The sequence below is a fragment of the Spirosoma fluviale genome (assembly GCF_900230225.1).
GTDB lineage: Bacteria > Bacteroidota > Bacteroidia > Cytophagales > Spirosomataceae > Spirosoma > Spirosoma fluviale.
Genome location: NZ_OCNH01000002.1, coordinates 1350624 through 1377030, shown reverse-complemented (window position 1 = coordinate 1377030; position 26407 = coordinate 1350624). Strand labels below are relative to the sequence as shown.

The following is a 26407-nucleotide window of genomic DNA, read 5'->3' as shown; positions in this document are numbered from 1 at the left end:
CACGTTGGCACACATGATAATGGGACAACTACGTCGTTCATCCCCTGACTTAAGCAATTCATCTACCGGAATATGTCGTTTGTCCACTTAATTTTCTCATTTATCCCCAGAATACAAAATTTTTACAATTAATGCATAATTGTTGAACGTGCTCTTTTAACTAAACAATAGGTGTGCTAGCAATTCCAAAGCCAATACCTTCCTCCCCCGGAAATTGCACTATCATTATTTTATTCCTGAAAATGCTATGAGAACACGGTTTACGCTCACCGACCAGTCTTCCCTTGATCAGGTTCTCTGCGGCAACATAACCCGCCCCGGCTCGACGTTGCGCCCGTCAAGACCGAGGCTGTTGACGGGCGCAACGTTGAGCCGGGCCTTCGTTTTTCACCAGCTACGAACTACGCTTCGGAGTTGGTGGGTGATGTCTTTCCTGCTGGGGCTGCTTGCTTTCTCGTTTAGTACCCAGGCACAAACCTGCGACATCACCCTCAAACCCACCGTATCGGGCTGTTATTCACCAGACGGCGTAGCCAGTAAAGCCACGGTGAGCATTGAAGTAGGCTGGATTAACGCTCCAGCGGGTACTATTACGGTGAGCTACATGGGCCAGACCAAGACCATTACGCCGGGTTTGATCACCGTCAATTATGGATTCACCGTGGGCAACCAACCCCAAACCATCGTGTCGCCCCAGGTAGTGGCTTTTGAAGTAGACTTACCCGGCACGGCGCAAACAGCAACGGCGACCTTTGATACTAGCCCAACGTGTACGGCCACCAGTGCGCCGATTGTTTTACCGGCCGCCTGCCCCCGACGCAAATGCGATAATGGCGAACTGGCCGGCACGGTATTCAATGACTTTAACGCCGACGGTATCCGGCAGGCTGGAGAAAGCGCGGGTATTCCCGGCGTCACCGTTACGGCCATCGCCTGCGACGGTACAATCTATACGGCAACAACCGATGCCTTTGGCGATTATAACCTGACGATCCCGGCAATTAACTACCCCGTGCGGGTTGAGTTCACCAACCTGCCCGCTTATGCCGGACAGGGAACCCTTAATGGCACCGATGGCCGCACAACGGTACAGTTTGTACAAAGCGCCAACTGTACCATTGATCTGGGTGTGCTGGACCCTGTGGATTATTGCCAGACCAATCCCAAAATAGTTGTACCCTGTTATTTGAACGGAGACCCCTACGCCCCCGGCAGTGCTACCGACGCAGCTATTGTGTCGTTTGATTACACGCTTGATGTTGCTTCCAAAACAGGTATCGCCAAGATTCCCGAAATAGGTGCAGTATGGGGAACGGCCTATGCTAAAAAAGATAACAGTGTGTATACCGCAGCCGTGCTGCGTCGGCATACGGGTTTAACCGATGCCGGTCTTGGGGGTATCTTTAAAACTAAATTGACAGACAACACCACTACCCTATTTGTGGATGTGGAAACGCTGGGGGTAAATCTGGGTAGCATTTCTTCCAATGCGGCACGGGGACTGGGGGCAAAAGACTTACCCAGCCAGGACGAAGAGGCCTACAGTAAAGTGGGCAAGACGGGTATGGGCGATCTGGATATCTCGGGCGACGGCAGCACGCTCTATTTTGTGAACCTGTTCGAGAAAAAACTCCATAGTCTGTCTACCACCAATCCAACGGCGGCTCCCGGCGTAGCGATTCCAAATCCGGGCTGTGGTACGAGTGGCGACTATCGTCCCTGGGCACTGAAAATCTATAAAGGCTTTGTGTATGTGGGCGTGGTTTGTGATGCCGCAACGGGCAGCAAGTCTAACCTGCGGGCGTACATCTACAAGTATGATATCAGTACAAATACATTCAACACAACTCCGGTACTTGACTTCCCACTGACCTATCCCAAAGGATTCCCCTCGGATGGTGACCCAACTCTTACAGGCTGGTTCCCCTGGTCAGATAACTTCAGTGACCCCATTGCTGTTCAGAAACCCGCTATGCGTGGTGATGGTAACTATGGCGATGTGTTAGTGTATCCGCAACCGATCCTGGCAGATATTGAGTTTGACATCGACGGGAGTATGGTACTTGGCTTCGGTGACCGCTTCTCGTTCCAGACGGGCAACAGAAATTATGCGCCCAACAGCTCGGCTACCTATACCATAACGGGTTCAACAAATATGGGATACAGTAGCGTTGTGGCCGGTGATATCCTGCGGGCTTACTCGAACGGGACCACCTATGTGCTGGAAAACAATGCTAAAGCGGGTCCGTCAGTAGGGGCTGGTCAGGCTAACAACCAGGGTCCCGGTTTTGGTGAATTCTACAACGACAACTTCCTTATCTTTGGTGATCGTCTGGCTCATGCGGAAAACGCCAACGGTGGCTTAGCGCTTCGGCCCGGCTCAGCCGAAACCATCTACGTGGCCATGGATCCCGAGAATGGAGTTCCGGACTCAGGCGGGTTGCGGAAAGTAAGTAATACGTCGGGCCAGCCAACCGGGGCAATCACCATTACAACGGGCTTTATCACGAGCGGGTTATTTGCCAAAGCGGCCTCATTAGGGGACCTGGAAATTGCCTGCGCCACACCTACGTACCTCGAAATTGGCAACCGGGTCTGGCTGGACACCGACAAAGATGGCATCCAGGACCCCTGCGAAAAAGCACTGGCCAACGTAAAAGTGGCCCTGTATCAGGGCAATACGCTCATTGCCAACACCACCACCGATGCCAATGGAGAATACTACTTCTCGAACGGCTCGGATGTAAATGCGGTTTCCCGGCTTCTCCTGCCCAACACGACTTACACGGTACGCTTCGGTACCGACGGCACAAACAGTCAGTTCGATAACGCCACGGGTGTATTGACCGTCGATGGCGGTAAGTATAACGTTACTACCGCCTTTTCGACGGCACCCACGGCCAGTACGCTCAACGACAGCAATGCCCAGCTTTCGGGCGGCTTCCTATCAGCCAATGTCACCACCAGTGCCTATGGTTCGGTGAACCACACCATTGATGCGGGCTTTGTCTGCCTGACAACCACCGTCGCCACCGTTACCCCTACCCCCGTTACCTGTACGGGAACCACCGTCAACAGCGATGCCAGCATTAGCCTTTCGGGGATCACCAATGCCGACAAAGCCTTTCTGGTGGCTGCGGGAGGAACGATTCCTTCCTATACGGCTGCAGGTGGACAGACCGTCTCGGGCGGAGCGGTGACCTTCAGCGGCCTGGCCAACCCGGCTACGGCTGCCGGTCAGAGCTACAGCGTGGTAGTCTACAATGGTCCCTGCTGTTATACGGTGGTGACGACTCAGTTACCCTACAAGGATTGCGCCTGTGTGACCCCCACCAATGCCGTTGCCACGGCGACACCCAGCAACGTGCTGCCGGGTGCGTCGATTAACCTCAACGTGACGGCCAGTGGCACCACGGGCTCAACCACCTACAGCTGGTCGGGACCAAACGGGTTTGCGGCTACTACCCAAGGGGCCACTGCCACTGCCCCCACCACGCCGGGCATCTATACGTACACCGTACTTGTGAGCAACGGACCGGGCTGTACGGCCACGGCTACTGCCAGCGTGACAGTAGCGGCTCCAGTCTGCTCGCTGAGTATCGTTGCCATGAATGGGCCTTGTGTGCAGGCGACGGGGTTGTTTACTGTGACGGGCTTTATCAACCTGGTCAATACGACGGGCGGCAATGCCACCATTAGCGATGGGAGCATCACCACCACGGTAGCCATTAGTCCGGGCGCAACGTCGGTACCGTATTCACTGCCCGGCATCAGTTCCGATGGGCTTACCCATACCGTTACGGTGAGCCTACCGGGTTGCGGTACAGCAACGACGACTTACCTATCTACAGCCAATTGCCTGTGCCCAACGGGAAATTGCTACCTGACTATCGTGAAGAAAAACTAGAAGCCACCAGTACCGTGTAGCCACAAACCGCTCTGCCCGACGTTCAGTAACGAACATTGGGCGGAGCGGTTTGTGGCTACACTGGATTGTTCAGGCAATTGGCCGACCAGCGCTCGCCCGGATTGCAAGAAAAATGGTCGTTTGTGTACTATTAAAATGAGTTTATCCCCCTATTAGCCTAATAGTTACCTTTCTTTCACAGTTTTTGCTTCGATCTCAATAATTGCTGGCTACAGCATCAGATGACTGGGTTATCACAGCAGTTTTTTCTGAAGATGCTACAGACACAGCCGGTAAAGAACCCGCTATGAAACGCCTGTATTCAGCTTTAGGTAGAAGCCAGCCCGCCACGGGCCACGCTACCAACCCAAATCAGCCTTTTTACCAAAAAACGTGGATCGGCTTTCGTCGTGTAACGGTCTGGCTCGCGCTGGCCCTTTCGCACCTGTGCCGGCGGGTACTCGCGGTGCTGCCAATCAGAAACCGGGTTTATGAGGGCAGGCCTATCGTTCCATCCCACTCAAACCCGGCCAACCGGCGGGCGGTAGGGTGGGTGTTGTTCCTGGTTATGGGACAGGGAATACTCTGTACAGCCCCGGCGCAAGGTGCTACCAATGGAACACGCACTCAGAAAGGTGGCTCGCCGAGTGCCGCCGTTGCCACCGCCTGGGCAGACCTTACCGTGCAAACCATGAAAACGGCTCCTAAAAATACACCTACCTATGGGTCGCGGGCGTTGGGGTACCTGGGCATTACCATGTATGAAACCGTGGTGAGATGCACGCCGGGCTACCGGTCTATTGCGCGGCAACTCTGCGATACGCTGGTGCTGCCAACCCCTGTTGCAAGCCAACGCTATTGCCCCGAACTGGCCCTGAACGCCGGACAGGCCTATATGCTCAGGGCATTATATGGCTACACCAATAAATTGCAGCGTATTGATTCGCTGGCCACGGCTATCCACAATGTGTATGCAGCGCAAAACCCGCCCGATGTCGTTAAACGCTCGGAGGCTTATGGGCGGGCAGTGGCCGAGAAGATCTATCGATGGTCGCTGTCCGACGGAGGCTATGATGGCCATACCCAAATATTCCCGAAAGACTACATACTGCCTGCGGGTACTGGCTTATGGACTCCCCCGCTGATTGGGCAAACGAAGACAAAAATTCCGATGCACCCCACCTGGGGCCAGAACCGCACCTTTGCCCCGCTCAATGGCCAACTGCCCCTGGTCAGGCCACTACCGTACTCAACCGACTCGGCCAGCGCGTATTACCAGGAATATAAATTGGTGTGGTTGCGCAGCCGAACCCTGACCGAAGCCGAGCGGGAAACGGTGTTGTGGTGGGGCGACGACCCCAACGAAACCTGCTCGCCACCGGGCCATTCGTACAACCTGGCCACGGCAGCGATTCGGAAAACTGATGCCAGCCTGATAAAAGCGGCCCTGACCTATTGCCGGGTGGGCATGGCCGTAGCCGATGCCTTTATTGTTTGCTGGAAAACCAAATTTGCTTACCTGGTCGAACGCCCATCGACGTTCATTCGGGCCGTTATTCAGCATCCGGATACCCCGTCTTTCGAGGAGGGCGGGTGGTGGCTTCCGTTTTTTCCGGAGCCGCCGTTTCCGTCGTTTTTTTCGGGACACGCCACTCAATCGGCCGCTATGGCTACTGTGCTGACCGACCTCTACGGCGACCACTTTTCATTTACTGACAACACCCATGCCGGTCGTGCTCCCAAATGGTACACCTCGCAGCAAGACGAGTATAAGCAGGCCCTGTTTACACCCCGCTCGTATACCTCATTTTGGGAAGCCGCCCACGAATGTGCCGAATCCCGGCTGATGGGCGGCATTCATACCCGCTACGACAATGAAGTGGGGCTGGTCGAAGGCCGCAAAATCGGGCAACACATCAACAGGTTACACTGGAAATGAGCCATCCCAGATTGGTCAACGTTCGCTTATCGCGCTAACCGAGTGTTTGCTGGTATTGGCTACAGGATAGTGGGCGGAGTATGGATTCAGGACTGGTCAATTTTATAGTCTGGCATACCTATTGCTCCATAAATCACAGGTCAGGTTATATGACATGGCAAAGGCTTGCCCCGTTTCCATGACGCGTATGCGATCCGATAGCCTGCTGGTTTGCAGGTACCGACAACCAAAGGGCATTATTTATGAAATACATTAAGGTGGTTTTTCTGGCAGGCTGTATGGTTGCAACACTAGTTGCCCAAGGAACATCGGTCCTTGTCAGAACGGTTGCTCAGTTTAACCAACAGATGCCCAAGGTTCAACCGGGCGACACGATCAAACTGCAAAATGGCGTCTGGACCGATGCTGTGCTGGTATTTGCCCCAGCAGCGCTTGGCACAGCCACCAAACCCATTGTCCTGACCGCCCAAATCCCTGGCAACGTCATGCTGACGGGCGCATCGCAGCTTTTTATTGGCGGCACCTATCTGGTGGTTGATGGCCTTCGTTTTGAAGGGCCGAGCACGCTTGCCGATGGAAAGGATCTTATTCAGTTTCGCAAAACAACGAGCGGAACCGACCATAACACAAACCACTCCATACTAACCAATTGCTTTATTCAAAACTATAACCCGGCCGATCCCCTCACCGATTACAAATGGGTAACGCTCTATGGCACGTATAATGAGGTCCGTAACTGTTTCTTCAAGGGCAAGACGAATTCGGGCAGTACGATAGTGGTTATTTATAACAAAACGGGCCTTTCCCCAGGCGACCCCTCTCCGTCCAGCTACCACCGGATTCATCACAATCAGTTCGACTATCGAACCATGCCCGGCTCCAACGATGGCGAGAGTATTCGGGTGGGCGACAGCGGCAGTTCCTTTTCACCGGGCTTCAATGTCGTTGAATACAACCTGTTTCAGAACAACGAGCGGGAAGTAGAAGTGGTTACCAACAAATCCTGCGACAACATCTATCGGTACAATACGTTCATCGGCAACGATGGACACATGTGCTTACGGCATGGAAATCGGTGCCGGGTTGAAGGCAATTACTTTTATGGCAAGACCGGGCGGGGTCTGTCGGGCGGCATTCGGGTCATTGGCGAAGATCATGTGGTCATTAACAATTACATGGAAGAGCTGGAAGGCGGCACCAACAGCAACCTGCGTGCCCCCATTGTGGTCATGGATGGGCAGGTGGGTACCGCTCTGAACGGGTATTACCAGGTTAAGAACGCGCTCATTGCCTTCAACACCATTGTCAACTGCAATGGGCCTGGCATCTGGGTGGGAGCCAAGCGCTCAACGCCCTATGCGCAGCCCCTTAACCTGACCCTGGCCAACAACCTCATTTATAACATTAAAGGTGCCGGTTCGCCAAATACCCTCGCGGTATATGAAGAAGATGCCCCCATTGGTAAATCGTACCTGACCAATTTTTACGTTGGGTCAACGACGACCATGAGCGGGTTTACCCAGACAACCACGGATGCCTTAACGGGAACGGGTACCCTCTATCGGCCAGCGGCCACCAGTCCCATTCTCAGCCAGGGAACATCGGCTTACCTGGCAACAACGGCCGTTGATCTGGAAGGGCGCACGCGCGACGCCCTTCCAGATGTGGGTGCTTTTGAACACACCACGGCGCAGGCGCAACGATCATTTCGGTTGTCGCCAATGGATGTAGGCCCCAATTGGATGAATCTTTCGTGCTCCTGCCTCGTCAAATAAAGACCAACGCTGGCATGCTGGCATTACCCATTTTTCAACCACCCCGCCCGTCGTGAAACGAGTTATAGCTTCTACCCTCTGGATCGTTTTTCTGCTGGTAGCCTGCACGGCTAAAAAACCAGCGCAGACGGCCGAAGGCCCAACGCAGGTTCCGCTTTGTACCGGGAATGTATCGGTCGAAGCCGACTATATAGCCACACTGCCGCCCCCACAGTGGATCACCAACGTTGGCAATAGCCAGATGCGCATTACCACCACGAGCAAAGAAGCGCAACGCTGGTTCAATCAGGGACTAAACCTGCTCCATGATTTCATGTACTTCGAGGCCTACCGGGCCTTTGTGCAGGCAAGTAAGCAGGATAGTACCTGTGCGATGTCGTACTGGGGTATGGTAATGGCTTTGCCCGGCACTCGCACCGAAGCCCTGCGCCAGCGTCAGACAGCCCTCAACAAAGCCCTCCGCTTACCGGCCTCACCGAAAGAAAAACAATTTATTCAGACCGCCCAATCACTGGCAGATAACGGTTTACAGGCATCCTTACCCCTGTTTCGAAAACTGTACCAGACCTACCCGGACGACCCCGAAGCCATCGCCTTTGCGGCCATTATGCTGCGTTTCGGCTCCGACAGCGACTGGGCCGAGAGCCGGACAATTACCGAAACAGCCCTTCGGCAATTTCCGACCCATACTGGCCTGATGCACTATTACATCCACATTATGGAGCTTAGTCCCGCCTTTGCCGAGGCTATACCCTACGCGACTACGCTGAGCCAACTGGCGGGAGGGGTATCGCATACGGTGCACATGCCGGGGCATCTGTACTTCCTGCAAGGGCAATACCAAAAGGCGGCCAGTGTGTTTGAACAGGCCCACAAGCAGGACGAAACCTACCACAAGAGCCAGAAAATCCCGTATCTCAATAACGACAATTACCTGCACAACCTGCACTACTGGGCCGTAGCCCTGGCCGAGACGGGCAACCAGAAAAAAGCACTGGAAGTAGCTAATTTGTATGCCGGCGTAACCACCGACCCCGAACGCAGCCAGTCGTCCGGGATGCTCATGATTATGTATGAAGGGCAGGTGATGCCCGCGCTGGTGTATATGCGGTTTGGCCAGTGGCAGGAAGCGGTCGATTACCTGGCGGCCCGCCCCTTTACCAACGCCACAGCCCGCCAGTTTCAGGAAGGGCTGCGGGCGTATTGCCTCGCCATGCTCCAACTCAGCGAATCTCAGCCAACGGGGATCGACGCTCAACTGGACATTCTGGAAAATGCACGGCAGGTATTGTATACCCGGCAACAGCAGCTCAACCAGTCGCCGGAGCAGGAACGCGTTAAACGGGCACAGGAAATCCTGACGATTGCCCAGGCCGAACTGGCGGGCTGGATCAGTAACATCGACCCGGCCAAACCACTCGATCAGACCGCTTTTTTTCAGGCCTTACGGCTCGAAAAGTCCATTGGCTATCAGGAACCGCCACGCCTGGTCTGCCCGGTTTTTGAGCACATAGGCGACTTTTTCCTACGCCGTCGCGACGGAGGTAATGCGTTACAGGTATTGGAGAAGGCTCTTCAGAAACGGCCCAATAGCCCCGTCATTCTAGACAAAATCAGAATCGCCCGTCAGTTGTAATTGATTTTAACTGATCAGTGAGCGGCCTCATTTGCCCTCAAAACCCACCCGCCGATTTCTAACATTAATCATTCATCTCCTTTTCTAAGCAGATTATCCCCAAATCCATTACTCGACTATCATTTTAGCACGGCATTTGCACTCAAGCCTTATGTCACGCATATGCGGTTACTGAAACTTTTTGTGTGACGCCATCTTGTGCGGCTTACAGAATGCCAAGTGGCTTTTGATAGAATCCTCCAGATCGTTTTTCGAATCATTCATTATGAAGCAACTTGTACACCTTAGTATGGCGAGGCTATTGTCAAAGCGGTCCATACAACTGTTGCCTAGACAGAGTTTGCGGCTCCGGTCTGCTCAACAGGCAACCAACAGAAACAGCAGCCAGCCCATAACGCTGGCTCTGCTTGTGCTGTCTCTACTCCTGTTTAGCCTCAGTGCCAGCGCCCAAACAACCATTACCAGTGTTGTTTATTTCGACGGTAACAATGATGGTGCTTATACGTCTTCGAAAGAAGTAGGCTTCGGGGGCGTCACCGTTAAGGCATACGATGCCACGAACACGGTAAAGTCGACCGCTACAACCAACCTTACCGGTGGTCTTGGTGGCTATACCCTCAGTGGTCTGACCTCCGGTACCACCTATCGGATTGAGTTTACCCTACCGAGTGGCTATAACGACGGTGCCAAGGGTTCGAAGTCGAGTACCTCCATTCAGTTTGTAAAACCCGGCTCCACAGCGGATCTGGGGGTATATGTTCCGGGGGTCTGCGATCCCGATAAAACCGTTCGGGTGGTAGCGGGTTGCGCGGCCGTTAACGGGAGCATCGTTTCAGTGGCTTCCTGGGATTATACAGCAGATCGTAAAACAACGGTAGAGGATGAAGAGGTTAACCCACACGCCGATGACATCAAAGACAATACGAAATCGGGGATTCCAATGGGTATGGGGGCACGGGCGAAAGATAAGCTGATGTTTTTCTCGACCGTTTCGGCACCCGAAACCACCATCTATCCACCAGCTCCGGACGGAAAATCGGCTATTTACGTAGCAGACTATTCAGGTGCCGGTAATACATACAAAGGGTTTAAACTATTAACCAAACTCAGTTCAATCAACGTAACCAACCAGTTTCCAATAGCTGGTGGTGGCAATAACATAGGTGAGCTGGGGTTAGGTGGTCTGGACCTGACCGAAGATGGCAAGACGCTGTATGTGGTTAATATGGGTAAAGGAACCATCGTAAAAGTAGATATAAGCTCAGTGGTGTACGCCAGCATACCCGCCGGTGGATACCCAAGTTTAACAACCAGTGAGATCGCTATGCCGGCGGGTGCCAGTTGTACCGGTGGCCGATTCCGCCCCTCAGCGCTGGAAGTCTATGGCGGTTCGCTTTACCTCGGCGGGGTTTGCGATGCCGCTACGTCGACCAATGCAAACGTACGGCTGAAAATTCTGAAAATGAATCTGACAACCAATGCCTGGACTACCATACTGGACTATGCCATGTCGGGTAATAAAGGCGGAACCCTGCGGGAAACCGGCTGGCCTAACGTAAAATGGAGCAATTCGTTTACAGGGGACGAATCATCGGCGGGCGAGATACAGCCATTCGTGAATGATATTGCCATCGACGATTATGGCTCGGTCATTATTGGTATATCCAACCGGAAAGTTTTCTCAACCGAAACGAAACGCGACATGGGGTATATGCTCCGAACCTTCCGTAAGGCAGACGGTACCATGGCCATGGAAAGCGCGGGCAAGGCAGGCCCTTTAACATCGGCGGCCAAAACCTCTCCATCAAAATCGCCCGGTCTGAATGACAACGATTTACCCATGCTTGCCGATGGCCCTGGTGGGGACTGGTTCCTGGAGATTGGCCGTACCACGTCGCACCCATATCTGCACACCGGTGGGGTGTATATTTTGCCCGGTACAAAAGAATTGGTGGCCGGCTTTTCGGATCCACTCGATGGCAATGGTAACGCAGGGGCCCGCTACATCGGCTATGATGATGGCGTTACAACCGGCGGTATTTCGCTGACAGATGCCAAAGCCTTTGCTTTAACGGGCGCGGAATCGGTATGTGAAGTGTCCAGTCTGGAGATTGGTAACCTTGTCTGGAAGGATCTCAACAGCGATGGCCGTCAGGATCCTAATGAGCCAGGCATAGCCGGGGTAACGGTTTCCTTGAAAAGTAGTACGGGTACCCTTATAACTACAGCTGTAACGGATGCTAATGGGAACTACATCTTCTCGAACGCTACGGGTACATCTACCGCTAACTTTAAATACGGAGTTAACTTACAGCCTTTAACGACATACAAGGTAACGGTGGATAATCCAACGGGGCAAACACCTCTGAAAGGACTGAGCCTGACAACGAAGGATTTGACCACAAACACGGAAGACCTTCGCGACAGCGATGCCGGCCTGGTTGGGTCCAATGCCGAAATAGCGGTCACTACCGGAGCGGCCGGTGCCAACAATCACTCTTTCGATATTGGTTTTAATGCCGCTACCTGCTTAATGGATATTACCGTCCAAAGGGGTAATTGCGACCCTGCCACGAATAAATATTCAATTACGGGTACGGTAAACTTTACCACCGTCTCGCCTGGTACCATGACCATTTCGGATGGTACGAAAACCACAACGGTGGTCGTAGCTGCGGGAGCCACATCGGCTAATTTCACCTTAACCGGATTAGCCTCCGATGGAGCTACGCACACGGTTATTGCCACGCTGGCGGGTTGTGCAACAGACAACGCGACCTATCAGGCACCGCCATCCTGCGCACAACCGGGTGTATGTAGCATTACAATCGATGCTAACCCCTTAGACTGCGATCCATCTACTAACAAATATGACGTAACGGGCACCCTTACGCTGGTCAATGCAACCGCCGGTGGTAACGCTACCATTACAGATGGTACGATAACGACAACCGTCACCATCGCTCCCGGAGCCACGTCGGTTCCGTTTACCCTGGCGGGCTTAACCTCCAACGGGGCGCAGCATACGATCAGCGTTGATTTGCCCGGTTGCGATACGGACAACACAACCTACAATGCGCCAAATTCCTGTACGCCACCACCTCCTGCATGTACCATCGGCGTTTCAGCCACACGTGGTGAATGCGTACAGGCCACTAACCTGTATACCGTAACGGGTACGATCACCTTGTCGAACGCGGTAGCTGGTACGGCGACCATTACGGATGGTACGATAGCGACAACGATAACCATTAAAGCGACGGATACAGATGTACCATTCACCCTACCGGGCTTAACCTCGGACGGAACGGTGCATACGCTGACGGTCACCCTGCCCGGTTGCGGCAGCGATGATGCGCAGTATACCGCTCCAGTGAGTTGCGCATGTCCGTCGCCAAACTGCTTTCCTACCACGATCAGTAAAAACTAGAATTACAGGATAATCACATTTGATATAATCAGTCAGCCCGGCACCCTTTAACCAAAGGTCGCCGGGCTGACTGATTATAGGTGGCTTGTTTAAATAAGACCTACAGTAGCAACGATCAACCAGTAGCGACAAACGGACGAATACCTCCAAAACTCCGTCGATCATACACTTATACAAGTCGATTATCACTTAAGCGACCGTTCTCTTATTTCTAGCACAGTATTTGATAAAAGTTACTAACCAGACGCCACAAACATACTAAATCATAATTTTAGTTACTTGACAAGCAGTACATACACCTGCCGGTTAACCTGAACGCCACCGATTGCTTACCCTCTTTGTCTATGGAGCCACGCCGACAACCTGATTCGCTAGTAGCACAAAAACACGCTATCAGCTCTTTGCACCAAGAGATTCTTTCCCTTCAGTGGCGGGTTAACCCTCTACTCGGCCCCATTCGGCACGCCGGGCTGACAGCCGCCCTGTTTCTACTGCTGGTGCTGCCCTTATGGGGACCCGGCGGGCAGGCCTACGCTCAAAGCTGTTCGATCACCCTCAAACCCACCGTGTCGGGTTGTTACCAGAATAGTGGCTCCAAAGCTACCGTTAGCGTGGAAGTTACCTGGAGCAACGCTACTGTCAGCCCAACCGCCAACGATGCCTCCGATGCCATCACCGTCTCCTATGCGGGCTTGACCCGTATCATTAATCCAGGGCCTTACACCAGCTTTGGCAGCGACGGTACTATCGTGAGTCCACAAGTTGTATCCTTTGAAGTAGACCTTTCTGCCACAGCATCGGGCCAACTCATTACGGCTACTTCTACGGCCGTTCCCACCTGCACGGGCGTGAGTAGTGGAATAAACTTACCGCCCGCCTGCCCACCCACGGTTTGTGCCACAGGCCAGACCGGCGGCACAGTCTTCAACGACTTCGACGCCGATGGCCTCAAGGACCCCGGTGAAACGACGGGGGTGTCGGGTGTGGAGGTCAAGGCCTACGACTGCAACGGCAATAGGGTGGGCACCACTATCACCGATGCCTTCGGTATCTACGCGTTTACGGGGTCCCTGAGTTACCCGATTCGGGTGGAATTTACCAATCTACCTTCCTATGCCGGAATGGGTACGCCCAATGGCACGAATGGCCGTACAACCGTGCAGTTTGTCAATACCGCTACTTGTAACGTAGATTTAGGTATTCTGGATAACAGCGACTACTGCCAGAGCAATCCTAAACTCATCATTCCCTGTTATGTGCATGGCGACCCCCTACCCGTTAACTCACCAGCAGGGCAGATGGATGGCATTGTTTCATTCGATTATACCGCTAGTGGCCTGAAGAACCCGGCCCTCATGGCCCATGCGCCAGCAAGTCAGATTGGTGCCACCTGGGGGACAGCCTATAACAAATTCACCAAAAAGGTATTTACGTCCGCAACAATTCGACGGCACGCGGGACTGGGGCCACTGGGTATAGGCGGTATCTATGTGGCTGACTTCACAACCCCACCTGCCGGGGGAAGCTCATTTACATTTACCAATTTCGTTGATGTAAGTACATTGGGCATCAATGTTGGCAGTGTGGCGACCAATGCGACCCGTGGTCTCAACGTAGACCCCTCGCAACCCAGCACTGATGCTGAGGGCTATGCAGCCATTGGTCGACGCGGCATTGGAGGGATTGACGTATCGGAGGATGGCAACGTACTGTTTTTGGCCAACCTTTTCGACAATAAGGTATATGCCATTGATATTACGGCTTATAACACCAGTGGAACGCTGCCCACTGCGGCCAATGTAAAAAGTTATGATCTTGGATCAGACATCTCCTGTACCGGCGGTAACCTGCACATTTGGGCCGTGAAAGTCTACAAACGTAAACTCTACGCGGGTTTTGTTTGTGATGCCAGTACATCGCAGTCTAAATCGGATCTGCGAGCCTACATTAAAGAACGAAATGAAACGACCAATCAGGTAACCACCATTTTTGATTTTCCCCTGACCTATCCCAAAGGGTCTCCTACGCCTAGTGGCGACCCGGCATACAATTCCCGAACCGGCTGGTACCCATGGACCGATGACTGGGCTACCAAACTCGGCAATTTAGCTTCAGACATCATTTATCCTGAACCAATTCTATCGGCCGTTGAATTTGATATTGATGGCTCGATGGTTCTCTCATTTGTAGATAGAACATCCATGCAGGTAGGTTGGCTTGATCCATCCCCATCCGGCACGGGTTCTCATTATAACTTTGTTGGCGGTGATGTGTTGCGGGCCTACTCTGTAGGTGGCTCTTTTCTACTGGAAAACAATGCCAAGGCAGGCCCAACAACAGGCTTCGGTCTGAATAATAACCAGGGTCCTGGGTTCGGCGAATTTTACAATGACAATCTTTTTGTGGCAGGTTCACTCGCGCACGCTGAGAATTCAACGGGTGGTTTGGCCCTATTGCCGGGCAGTGGCGAGGTGGTTGTACCCGCTATGGACCCCATTGATGTACCACCAGGTGGGGTGTTCAATGATTACATCTGGGCTGGAGGTGTCCGGCGATTGAGCAACGCGACAGGGCAGTTAAGCAGTTCGTTCATGATCTACAACACTATTTCTGATAATAGAATCACATTTGGCAAAGCCGCTGGTCTGGGCGATGCCGTACTCACCTGCGACATACCCACCTACCTGGAAATTGGCAACCGGCTTTGGATCGACTCTGATAAAGACGGTATCCAGGACCCCTGCGAGCTGCCCCTGGCCAACGTTAAAGTAGCCTTATTCAGGGGGAATACACTGGTAGCTAATACCACCTCCAGTGCCAGTGGGGAGTACTACTTCAACACTACCAATGCCCCCACCCTGCTGCCCAACACCACCTACTCGGTCCGATTCGGTACCGATGGAGCCAGCGACCAATTCGACAGCAACACCGATGTGCTGACCGTCAATGGGGAACGCTACAACGCCACAAAAGCCTTTTCGTCGGCTCCCACGGCCAGCACCCTCAACGACTCCAACGCCCAGAAAAGCGGGGGCTACCTCTCGGCCAGTGTCACTACGGGAGCGGCAGGGTCGGTCAATCACAGCATCGACGCGGGCTTTTATGTAGCCTGCCCCCTGATCAACTGCTACCCGACGCTGGTGAGCAGGAATTAGGCTTTACCTTCAGAATTTGCCGTTGCTATTTTTATGGTTCTCTACGGGCGGAATGGGTTCTATTATATCCCAATGTTCGACGATTTGGCCACTTTCCAGACGGAACAAATCATAAAAGGCTACGTGTTCGCCCTTTCCGAATTTACCTTCACTTAGGGTCAATACGAAATTACCTTCGCCAAGTACGTTGTGTACTTTGTCGTAATTCATCACCAGCCCGTTGCTGGCAAAATAGTCCAGCGCAGCACCCAAACCATCCAATCCATCGGCTACTCCGAAATTGTGCTGCAGGTACTTGTCAGGATTGATATAGGCAGTGAGTTTTTCTGTTTTCCCGTCCTTTAAAACGTCGTTTACAAACCCGGATACAATCTGCTTGTTTTCTTCGGTTTTGTCGGTATCGGCGAGTTGCGTTTCTCCGTCAAACTGCGTTCGTCCGCTTGGATTGGGCGGGGTAATTTCGGCGAGATTATCCCAGTGTTCAACGATTTTACCCGCTTCAAAACGAAACACATCAAACCCCGCTTTAGGCCCGAAGAAGTCGTATCGGGTATGTAAAAAAACGTATTCGCCATCCTGAAAAGCCCTGAGTACGTCAGCTTTAAATCCTTCGGCGGGTGCATTGGCCAACACGTCACCAAAGCCTGCCAGCCCATCGCCAACCCCCAGGTTGTGCTGTATGTATTTATACGGATTGATGTATCCTACCGGTTCCTGTGCCCCCGTCTGAAGGCTCTCGATCACGGCAACTGCTTTTTGTTTGTTTGTAAGTTCCATGGCATTGGGGTTATGAGTGGATACAAAAGTAGAGCGACCGGCAAAGTCGGGAAATGTAAAAAAGCTCCTTTCTAGGGTAATTTCACGCCGACGGGCTGTTGATCCAGGGAGATGGTAGTTGCCTCTACAGTACGTTCTCTTTAAATTCAGTAGGGGTAAGCGACGTATACTTCCTGAAGTACTTAATGAAATTGCCGGGTTCATCAAACCCTAGCTCGTAGGCTATTTCTTTGATGGACATGAATGAATTGACAAGCAGGCGTTTGGCTTCAAGCAGTACGCGGTCATTGATTAGTTCTTTGGCTGTTTTTCCCAGTACATGTTTAGTAGCCGTGTTCAGCCGTTTTTCTGCAACACTCAACTGACGTGTATAATACCCTACCTGTTTTTGCTCTCTGAACTGCTCGTCCAGCAAATCCCTGAATAGCAGAACGTAATCAAGATCAGGAGACGGCTTTATTTCCGTAAAGTTTTGTTTGCGTCGTTGACGCTCGGTCAGCATCAGAAAATTGTGGAGGTAGTTTTTCAGGATCGGGGCCTGAAACGAATCCCGGACGGTCTCGTATTCAATGTGCAGTAGCGTGAGCAAATCCGCAAGTAATTGCGTGCTGCCGGATGCCTCTACCAGCGAAATCGAAAACAGATCATTGAATAAGATACTGTTGCGTAAATACTTAAAATCTGCATCCGACTGATAGTAAAAACGGTCAGTAAACAGAATTGCCTTTCCGGAAAAAGAAGCGTCAGGGTCGAAACAATGTACCACGTTTTTATTCAGAAAGAGAATAGAATCGGGCTTTATCGCAACCGGATTAAAGTCAACCAGATGGGTGGGTGTACCGCTTTGAAACCAAATGATATGGTAAAATTCGGCTCGGTGCGGTACGGATATAATAGGCCCGGACGTACGACGCAGTTCGCTTAGGTCAACAATCTCAAACTCCTGCGTGAGGCTTTTTTTGAATGGGTATTGCTTGATGTCTGCTTTCATGACTACGCCTAAAAACGGCTTGGGATGCTTCCAAAATGGGGTCTATCTATAAGCGGGAACTATAGACTAATTACCTCCTTAAAGGGCGATGAACGCCACCTGAGAACAGAGATTGGATAAGAGGCCTGAGCGATACTACCAGGTGCCTTGTGGTAAGCAACCTTTTCGGGAGGCCTTAGCCTGAAAAGCAAAAAAGCACAGGTCTGTTTTAAGGCTTACTTATGAATAGAGCCAAGTATGTTATTACCTTTTTCAAAGAATTGGCTACTAATTTCACTCTAGCAGTACTAATAACTACGGCATAGTATTTGTGGTAAAACTATAGTATCCTTATTGTATTATATATATACATATTACCATTATGCATACTTGTCGATTGTCAATCAATGTAAGTCGATTGTCACCCAGACGCCTAGTATCCCTACCTTTTGCATAGTCTTTGCTGGTAGATCTTCATCCAGCCCCACCTACCTTCCCGGTTCCCATTGAGTAAGCCAATAGGGAAATTTGTTGACCTGTTAAATCATAATTTCTCCGGCTACCAGGCCACAGGAGAACGTATGATTTTTTGTGTTTCATTTTTTCGGCACTATAAACGGATAGCAATCAACCAATAGTCAACGATACGTTTATAAACATGATGCAATCGATACGTTCTGGTTCAGGACCCGGTCAAAGACAGACTTCTACGCATGCGCTCCCCCATCAACAACTTCCGTCCCACCAACGGCCAATTAGCACGATTGGGTTGGTAGGATGGGGCGGTCCTCTATTGGGGCTTCTCTTGCTGTCATCCTGGGGGCTGGGTGGGCAGGCTCATGCCCAAAGCTGTTCAATCACCCTCAAACCTACCGTGTCGGGTTGCTACCAGAACAGCGGATCCAAAGCTACCGTTAGCGTGGAAGTTACCTGGAGCAACGCCACTGTCAGCCCAACCGCTAACGATCCCTCCGATGCCATGACGGTGACCTATGCGGGTCAGACCCGTACCATCGATCCGGGCGCTTACTCCAGTGTGGGAGGAAATGGCACCATTGTTTCGCCCCAGGTGGTAGCCTTTGAGGTCAATCTGGCCACTACAGTCTCGGGCCTAACGGTGTCTGCTGCTTTCAGCGCCAACAACGGCTGCTCGGCTGTGAGCGCGGGCGTTCCTCTGCCAGCGGCCTGCCCGCCAACAGCCTGTGGGGGAAATAACCTGGGCGGTATGGTCTTTAACGACTTCAATGCCGATGGAGTGAAAGATAGCGGAGAAACCTCGGGGGTACCAGGGGTTGTTGTTAATGCCTACGACCGCACGGGGGCATTGGTTGGAACAGCCACGACCGATGTCTTTGGGCTTTACTCGATCTCCTCGCTTCAGGCCGGCAGCTATCCCCTGCGGGTGGAGTTCACCGCCTTACCCACCTATGCCGGACAGGGGACGCGCAACGGCAGCAACGGTCGTACCAGCATACAGTTTGCCAATACGCCGAGTTGCAACGTGGACTTTGGTATACTCTACCCCAACGACTACTGTCAGGCTAATCCGCAAATTCTGGTCCCCTGCTACCTCAACGGAGATCCGAATCATCCCGGCAGCAGTAACGAAGCAGCCATTGTCAGCATGCCTTATGGTCTGTCGGGCAAAACAGCAGTGGCTAAAATTCCGGATGTAGGATCCGTATGGGCCATTGCCTTCGACCGCTATACGGATGTCATCTATTCAGCCTCTTTTCTGCGTCGTCATGCGGGTCTGAAAGCCGGGCTGGGTGCTATTTTCAAAACCGACATCACCACTAATACAACCACCCAACTCGTTGACTTGGCTACGTTGCCGGGCGTGAACCTGGGCACGGCACCCAGCAATGCGACTCGTGGCCTGGGAGCATTTACCGAACCCAGTAACGACAACTATGGCTGGAACAACGTTGGCAAAGTTGGTTTGGGTGGTATGGACCTGTCGACCGATGGAAAAAAGCTGTACGTGATTAACCTGACGGAGAAAAAACTGCACCGGCTTGACGTCAACAATCCAACATCAGCTCCGGGGGTGCTTATTCCTAACCCCAGTTGTTTGGGCGGTGATGCCCGTCCGTTTGCGCTTAAACTTTACAAAGACAAGGCCTACGTAGGCCTTGTTTGCGATGCTTCGAACGGCAACAAATCCCATCTACGCGCCTACGTGTATCAATATGACCTGAACGATAATACGTTTGATAACACACCCGTTTTTGACTTCCCCCTTACCCACCCCAAAGGCTTCCCCTGGATTGGTACTCCTGAAATTACCGGCTGGTATCCCTGGACCGATAACTGGGCCGTAGCAGCCGCCATAACAAACCCGGCCCAGCTACTACTGCCTGACGATTACGGAGATATAGTTATTCATCCGGAACCGATCTTCTCTGATATTGAGTTCGATGTTGATGGCTCGATGATTCTGGGGTTTGCCGACCGTTTTGGCCTACAAACAGGCCATAGGAACTATGGCCCTGCTGGAGAAATAAGTGCAACAGGCAAAGGTTTTTCCAATCTGGCCGGGGGCGATATTCTGCGTGCCTTTTTCAACGGAACAAGTTATGTACTGGAAAATAACGCTAACGTAGGCCCTATTGCAGGCAATGGCCCCGGCAACAATCAGGGACCGGGGTTTGGCGAGTTTTACGACGACAATTTTCTGGCTGGCGGTGGATTGGTTCATGCTGAGAATTCCAACGGGGGGTTAGCCATCAGGCCCGGTTCAGGAGAGACGGTGTACTCGGCAATGGACCCGGAGAACGACGTAGGTAACTCCGGAGGAATACGTAAAGTAGATAATCTCACAGGAAACTTCACGGCAGCGTTCCGGGTCTACTCCGGCAATATTTTCAACGGCCTTTTTGCAAAAGCTGCCGGTATTGGTGATGTGGAGCTGACCTGTGGTACGCCCACTTTCCTGGAAATTGGCAACCGCGTATGGATCGATAGCGACAAAGACGGTATCCAGGACCCCAACGAAGGGGCACTGCCCAACGTCAAGGTCGCCCTCTTCAGGGGGAATACGCTGGTAGCTACGACCACCACCAGTGCCAGTGGGGAGTACTACTTCAACACCACAAACGCCCCCACTATGCTGCCCAACACCACCTACTCGGTCCGATTCGGTACCGATGGAGCCAGCGACCAGTTCGACAGCAACACCGATGTGCTGACCGTCAATGGGGAACGCTACAACGCTACCATCGCCTTCTCGACGGCGGCTACGGCCAACGTCTTCAATGACTCCAACGCCCAGAAAAGCGGGGGCTACCTCTCGGCCAGTGTCACTACGGGAGCGGCAGGTTCGGTCAATCACAGCATCGACGCGGGCTTTCACATCGCCTGCCCCCTGATCAACTGCTACCCGACCCTGGTGAGTAAGAACTAACCGAGTCAGCCCCTTTTTCTTATTTGTTCAAGTACGGTCTTTTGTAAAGGCCGTACCTTTTAAATGAACGTACTAAACAAACTGGTACTGTGTAGCTTAGTCAGAACTACGAACATTCATACTACTTAGCTATTCTGATAGGATAATATTGTCCTATTAACGCTAACCCGTTGTATACTACTACAGATAATTGATTCGCTACCGGCGATTTTTTTTACGCTTTTGATATCGATTACCACCAGACACAAACGTTGATTATCCCCAAATCCGGTTGATTATCCCCTTCTCCACTTTATCTGTAGGATTTAGCATAGCATTTGCTTTAAGAATTGTGCTGCACACTGTTGCTGGCAGAAACCTCTTCAAGTACACTATTACGTTCAAAACCATGCGAAACGTATTATCCCGATTTCGACTGTTAACGTCACAGAGGCCTTCCGTAGACCAACACTCAACTACCTACAGGTCAGGACTTTTCCCTACTCTACACCAATCCGACTGGCTGGCTCTACGCAACTACCTAAGCAGGTTTATGGCCGTTCTGGTGTATCTTACAAGTGGGTTACGTGGAGTGACTGCCTTTGTTCTGTTACTGGGCCTGTCGCTGCTGGTTTCGTATCAATCCGTTGGACAAGTAACCAGTACTGGCCTTACTTGTAACTGTAACGAATACATTTACCTGAATGAACCCGGCTCCCAGCAGGTGCATAAGTTTAAAGTAGAAAGTAATGGTAACCTGACAGAAATTTTAGTTGGCGGCAACCCCTGGTATCCGGGCAACTACCCGGCCAGCGAGCTACCCAGCCCGCACGGCCTGGGAACAGACATTAATGGGCGGCTCTATATCGGCGAAACCGGCGTTGGCGGATCATTTATCCGTCAATTCAGCACCAATGGCACCATTACGCCTACCAGTACCTTCAACCTGTATGTTGATGATACGAATCAGAATACATTTAGTATTGGTAACACCTTCTACATCAACGCTAATGGAGGGCCAAAGGCCTACGACCTTTGTACAGGTCAATTAATTGGACAGGTTTGCCTGAACAGTTCGGATGGGGTCCCGGTAACCGGTCAAAATCTCTGGGGACTAACCTACAACGCTAAAACGGAAATGGTGTATGCCAGCGCCCGGGGTAGAGGACCTGGTGTTTCAGCCGCAGGTAATGTATGGGCCTTTACCAAAGCCCAGTTAGAGGCCGCGCTGGCTAATGGTACCTGTATCAATCCCATTATTAAAGAAGGACCATCGGCAACGATCAATGTCGGCGAGAAATTCACACCAAACTCAGATGGGGGTGTTTTTGGTGTTGTTGGCGACAATCAAAAGAACATTTATGTGGTAAAAAGTGCCATCGATGGTGGCACTTTTTCTTATATTCTGAAATATGATGCACAGGGCGGGTTTATTACCCAATCCCAACCCAGCAACATAACAGGTGCCGGTTCACAAGGAATTGGTATTATATGGTCAGAAGATACAAACAAACTGTACATGTCAAACCTGACCGGCGACCCAACGCAGGATTGTATTTCTGCCTTTGATGCCAACACGCTGGCCTATACCGGAACCGCCGTACCCAACCCGGCCAGCGGCACGGGCGGCTCCAAGGCGCTGGCCATTATCAAAGAATGCTGCCCCAGCCCGGCGGTGGTTAACATCGACCAGACCTTTTGCGGCAACAACCTGAACCAACAGATATTTCTTCAGGAACTCCTGAAATGCGAGGGTATTATTGGCGAAGGTAGCTGGTCGGCCGACCCGGACAACGTTGGTCTGGCCTATGATGAGTGTTCTAAATCCATTAAACTCACCTCAACGAATGCCTGCGGTAAGTTTATTCTGAAAAATGTGGGGGGTACCTGTGGCGATTTCACCATTAACGTGAACGTCAGCAACGTGCTGGTTACTGCTGCGGTTATTACAGGCGACCAAACCGTGTGTGCCAATCAGGGTGACCCAACGCCCATAACCGTCGTTAGCCCGGCCACGACCCCGACCAATGGGCCGATAACGTTACAATGGCAAAAAAGCACCACCTCCTGCACCGATGGGTTTACGGATATCGTCGGGGCAACAGGCGCGAGCTACGACCCGCCTGCTATCAGCCAAACGACTTATTACCGGATCGTGGCCACTGCCAAGGGAATCTGTAGTACAGGTACCTGTTCAGAAAACAGTAACTGCGTAACGGTTACCGCGTCCATCCCTCCCCCAATCAATTGCTACCCTACATCGGTCGTGAAGAATTAAGCGAAACAGGTTGTTAACTAAGCTATTTTGAACGCGTCAGCTTTAGGCATAATATATATTTAGAGGCAAGCTCAAGCGCTAGTCAACTAGTCAGGCTTAGCCTCTACCTGTCGTTTATACACCAATATAGGCCGATTGAGCCTCGCAAATCATTTACGTGATGATTTAGCATAGTCTTTGTTAGTTTTTCTGTATCAGGATATTGCCAGTCAATTTACATGAAAAAATATTCATATAAATTGACTTTCAATTCTAACCTTTAGGTTAGTCATCAACAATTACCTGTACTTATCTTTTTCACAAAACCGGAGCCTGTCACAGTGACTGTGATAGTCTTTTTAAATCAACCATTATGAAGCAAATTTTACTAATCGGCTGGCCACCCATGCTTGGCTACGTTAATGAACCCGGCAGTGATGTTTCTTCTAAGCTTTCGGACAAGCCTGTCAGGCAGACCTTCCGGACAACTTCCTGGTTACACAGGCCGCCGGTTCAACGATTTATGTACCAACTAATGCTTTTCTTGGCCATAACCTTCAGCAGTCTTTGTGCGTATGGACAATCCATTACCGGAAAAGTCTTCTTCGATGGAAACAACAATGGCGCGTTTGAGTCGAGCAATGAGGTAGGGTTTGGGGGCGTTACGGTGAAGGCGTACGATGCAACTAACACAGCCGTGGCAAGTACGGTAACAACGCTATCGAGTTCGCTGGGTAGTTACACGCTCTCCGGCCTAACCACCGGCACAACCTATCGGGTGGAGTTCACACTGCCCAGTGGCTACAATGATGGCGCACAAGGGTCGGGCTCTCTCTCCTCCGTTCAATTCATAAAAGCAGGTTCAACCGCTAATTTGGGGGTCTATACCACCGGCCTTTGCGATAGAGACAAAACGGTTCGTGTGGTAGCGGGTTGCGCCGTGGTAGATGGAGGAGAGTACTCCGTAGCTTCCTGGAATTACTTCGACGATCGTAAAACAACCATCGAAGATGAGACGATTGATCCCCACAACGACGACATTAAAAATGCTGACGTGGGCATTCCAATGGGCATGGGTGCCCGGAGCCGGGACAAACTGATGTTTTTCTCAACCGTATCGGCCCCCCTGGCTGCCATATTCCCCCCGGCACCCGATGGGGCTTCAGCTATTTACGTAGCCAACTATTCCGGTAGTGGCAACTCCTATGTGGGCTCCAAATTGTTGACTAAACTGAGTTCCTTAAGCCCGTCCATCAACGTAGGCAACCAGTCTCCAGTTGGTTCGAATGACAATGTTGGGGAATATGGCTTAGGCGGTGTTGACCTGACCGATGATGGAAAAACCCTGTATGTAGTTAATATGGGAAATGGTAAAATCGTTAAACTCGATGTTAGCGGTGTTACTTTTGGCAGCATCCCCGGTGGTGGCTATACAAATTTAACGGTTAGCGAAATCACGATTCCTACCGATATAGCCACCTGTACCAACGGCCGGTTTCGCCCATCAGCCCTGGAAGTCTACGCCGGTTCGCTCTACGTTGGTGGCGTTTGTGATGCCTCAGGATCATCGACAGCATCGAACTTACGGCTGAAAATCCTTAAAATGGATTTGACAACCAGTACCTGGACAAGCTTGCTGGACTACGACTTATCGCAGATTGAAGGAGGTACACTGTTCTACAACAAGTGGCCCAATGTAAAATGGAAAGATAACTTCGTAGGTGACAGAAGAGGGCCGGGGGAGATACAACCCTTCGTGAACGATATTGCCATTGACGATTACGGCTCCGTAATTATTGGTGTATCCAATCGGAAAGTCTTCTCTACGGATAGTGATGTCGAGATGGGCTATATGCTGCGGACGTTCCGGAAAGCAGATGGCACGATGGCGATGGAAAACAATGGCGTGGCTGGTCCGCTAACATCCAATGCGAAGGATTCGCCGAGTAAGATGCCGGGTTTAAATGCCGGATCAGACGCTAACATGGAAATGATTTCCAGCGGCCCCGGCGGAGACTGGTTTCTGGAGATTGCCCGTACCACCTCGCACCCCTTTCTGCACACGGGTGGCATCTTTATCTTACCGGGTACCAAAGAACTGGTATCGGGCTTTGCGGATCCGCTGGATGGAATTGTTACGGCCGGAGCCCGCTATATCGGGTACGATGACGGCGTTACCACGTATGGCATTTCGCTGACGAAAGTAAAGCAATTTGCCCTGACGGGTGTGGATGCCGTTTGTGAAACGGCATCGATTGAAATTGGCAACCTTGTTTGGAAAGATACCAATCTCAATGGCCGCCAGGACCCCGACGAACCAGCACTGGAGGGGGTTACGGTAACGTTAAAAGACGGTTCGGGAACCACACTCGCTACCGCAACAACTGATAACAACGGGAACTACATTTTTTCGAGTGGATCAGGAACAAGCTCGGGCAGCAGGATTTACAGCATAGCCGGGCTGAGTCCGTTAAGCAGCTACAAGGTTACAATTGATAATGCCGCAGCTCAAACGCCCCTGGCAGGCCTGGGCTTGACAACAGCGAACATAGCTTCGGATGGTGAAGATAACCGCGACAGCGATGCTACACTGGTGGCTACCAATGCAGAGATCACCATCACGACTAAAGAAGCAGGGGCAAACAACCACACCTACGATTTTGGATTTAATTTTGCCTGCCCCAATGGGAACTGCTTCCCATCGATAGTGCGAAAGAACTAAACTAACGTTATCAGTACGTTTTGCATCCGCCCGGCCTCTATTCAGAGGCCGGGCTTTTTTCTGTCAAGCCTCTCCCATTGGGGTAATTATCTACCTTCTACGAGGCTGAAAAGCGTTTGTTAGCGGTCCGGCCCGACTAACGAGAATTTGTCTTATTTCTCCGCTGAATTTGAAGAAATCGAGTGCAAATAGTCCCTTATCAACCCTGCCGGAAAGACTGCGTTTAAGTTGGTGCGTTTTTTGTAAACGTTGCCAACCAATTATTTTACACACTATTTAACCTCTAATCGGTAAAGGTGACATTGTCGTTTATTTCCATATATCGGTTGATTGTCCCCATCTCCACGTCACATGTATCATCTAGCATAGCATTTGCCAAAGGATTCACTGTCGCGTGTACGCAATTGCCAAAGCCTGAAATGGCTTTCTCAACTCGTGTGCATACGTATTCACC

The 26407-nt window shown here is 51.6% G+C and carries 11 protein-coding genes; 9 read left to right on the top strand and 2 right to left on the bottom strand.

Annotated features, from left to right (window positions below):
* Positions 1 to 247 precede the first annotated feature (247 nt).
* The 6 genes from CRO74_RS16045 to CRO74_RS16020 all read left to right on the top strand — a co-directional run bounded on the left by CRO74_RS16045 (position 248) and on the right by CRO74_RS16020 (position 15842).
* Entirely contained in the window at positions 248 to 3907 is a 3660-nt protein-coding gene (locus CRO74_RS16045; RefSeq protein WP_097127026.1) for an SdrD B-like domain-containing protein, read from the top strand.
* A gap of 307 nt (positions 3908 to 4214) precedes the next feature.
* Entirely contained in the window at positions 4215 to 5846 is a 1632-nt protein-coding gene (locus CRO74_RS16040) for a vanadium-dependent haloperoxidase (RefSeq protein ID WP_144035931.1), read from the top strand.
* A 242-nt stretch (positions 5847 to 6088) separates the two neighbouring features.
* Entirely contained in the window at positions 6089 to 7621 is a 1533-nt protein-coding gene (locus CRO74_RS16035) for a polysaccharide lyase 6 family protein (protein ID WP_097127024.1), read from the top strand.
* A gap of 52 nt (positions 7622 to 7673) precedes the next feature.
* Complete coding sequence (locus CRO74_RS16030) at positions 7674 to 9257, top strand: tetratricopeptide repeat protein (RefSeq protein WP_097127023.1); 1584 nt, start codon at positions 7674 to 7676, stop codon at positions 9255 to 9257.
* 265 nt (positions 9258 to 9522) lie between these two features.
* Positions 9523 to 12687 carry an SdrD B-like domain-containing protein gene (locus tag CRO74_RS16025; RefSeq protein ID WP_097127022.1) on the top strand — a complete coding sequence of 1055 codons (3165 nt, stop codon included), beginning with the start codon at positions 9523 to 9525 and terminating at the stop codon, positions 12685 to 12687.
* A gap of 344 nt (positions 12688 to 13031) precedes the next feature.
* Positions 13032 to 15842: an SdrD B-like domain-containing protein gene (locus tag CRO74_RS16020; RefSeq protein ID WP_097127021.1), complete on the top strand. Its 2811-nt coding sequence runs from the start codon at positions 13032 to 13034 to the stop codon at positions 15840 to 15842.
* A 9-nt stretch (positions 15843 to 15851) separates the two neighbouring features.
* Here the strand turns inward: CRO74_RS16020 and CRO74_RS16015 are convergent, their stop codons facing one another.
* Both CRO74_RS16015 and CRO74_RS16010 read right to left on the bottom strand, forming a co-directional pair.
* A complete protein-coding gene (locus CRO74_RS16015; protein WP_097127020.1) occupies positions 15852 to 16619 on the bottom strand; it encodes a nuclear transport factor 2 family protein in 768 nt (255 codons plus the stop codon).
* Between the two features lie 124 nt (positions 16620 to 16743).
* Complete coding sequence (locus CRO74_RS16010; RefSeq protein ID WP_097127019.1) at positions 16744 to 17610, bottom strand: AraC family transcriptional regulator; 867 nt, start codon at positions 17608 to 17610, stop codon at positions 16744 to 16746.
* 784 nt (positions 17611 to 18394) lie between these two features.
* Between CRO74_RS16010 and CRO74_RS16005 the strand changes: the two genes are divergently transcribed.
* The 3 genes from CRO74_RS16005 (at position 18395) to CRO74_RS15995 (ending at position 25953) form a co-directional block, all read left to right on the top strand.
* The gene (locus CRO74_RS16005; RefSeq protein ID WP_179830216.1) at positions 18395 to 20995 is read left to right on the top strand and encodes an SdrD B-like domain-containing protein; all 2601 of its coding nucleotides are present in this window, start codon (positions 18395 to 18397) and stop codon (positions 20993 to 20995) included.
* 532 nt (positions 20996 to 21527) lie between these two features.
* Positions 21528 to 23252: a DUF8696 domain-containing protein gene (locus CRO74_RS16000; RefSeq protein WP_097127017.1), complete on the top strand. Its 1725-nt coding sequence runs from the start codon at positions 21528 to 21530 to the stop codon at positions 23250 to 23252.
* A gap of 352 nt (positions 23253 to 23604) precedes the next feature.
* The gene (locus CRO74_RS15995; RefSeq protein WP_097127016.1) at positions 23605 to 25953 is read left to right on the top strand and encodes an SdrD B-like domain-containing protein; all 2349 of its coding nucleotides are present in this window, start codon (positions 23605 to 23607) and stop codon (positions 25951 to 25953) included.
* Positions 25954 to 26407 lie beyond the last annotated feature (454 nt).